The sequence below is a fragment of the Methylobacterium mesophilicum genome, assembly GCF_022179445.1.
Lineage (GTDB): Bacteria > Pseudomonadota > Alphaproteobacteria > Rhizobiales > Beijerinckiaceae > Methylobacterium > Methylobacterium mesophilicum.
Window position 1 is genome coordinate 1 of the sequence record NZ_BPQU01000088.1, and the last position, 834, is coordinate 834.

An 834-nucleotide genomic window follows, 5' to 3' on the forward strand; every position below is an offset into this window, starting at 1 on the left:
GCAGGGCTATCGCATTTGGCTGATGAGGCTGAGCAAGTATGTGTCGTTCCATGCGGCGCGCTTGATTTTGGCGCGGATGGATCCCTTCGCGGTGTCGGCGCGCAGGAGGTTGAGAGCGAGGCGGCGCAGGAGGGCGAGGTTTTCGGCGGTTCGATCGCTGCGGGTGTGGATGCGATCTTCGGCAAGCGCCACGTCGAGCAGCCAATGCTGGTTGTTCTCGATGCTCCAATGGACGCGCACGAGGCGGAGCGCTTCGGCGGGTTCGACGGTGCGCGACAGGGCGATGTAGCGGGTCTGCCGCTCGGTGGTGTCGCCGATCCGGCGCAGGCTGTCGATCCGGGCCATGGCGGTGAGGCCGGGGAAGCGGTAGGTCTCGGCCCAATCGGGTACGGGCCGAACCCAGGCCGTGCGTGTCTCGTGGCGGCCATGAGCGGCGTCCGTCGTGATGGCGGCCTCGGCCGGGTCGGGGGTCGCGAACAGGTCCTGGGCGGCCCGATGCAGCGGTCCGCGATTGCCCTTGATGACCAGGGCATAAGCGCCGCCGCGCGCGCGGATCGCCTGGGCCGTGGCTCGGTTGCCGTGCAGGGCATCGGCCGTGACGGTGGCGGCCGTGAGGTCCAGAAGCGCGATGATGGCCCGGGCTGCCGTGACCTCGCTGCGGCCGGGCGCCCGCTGCACCCCGAGGACGAGACGCTGCTCGGCCGACCAGGCCGTGACCAGATGCAGGGGCTGCGTGCGCCGGGCTCGATCCACGGCCCCGCGCAGCGACTTGCCGTCGAGGGCGATGGTCTGGCCGCCGAGGCCGGCCTGCCCCGACAAGGCTTCGGCAAAGCG

Annotated in this window: 1 protein-coding gene; it reads right to left on the minus strand. The window is 70.7% G+C overall.

The window, feature by feature from the left end; all coding sequences use genetic code 11:
* Window positions 1–6: 6 nt before the first annotated feature.
* Window positions 7–834, minus strand: an 828-nt coding sequence (locus tag MFF40_RS28325) for an ISAs1 family transposase (RefSeq protein WP_238263147.1), incomplete at its 5' end; no start/stop codon positions are given.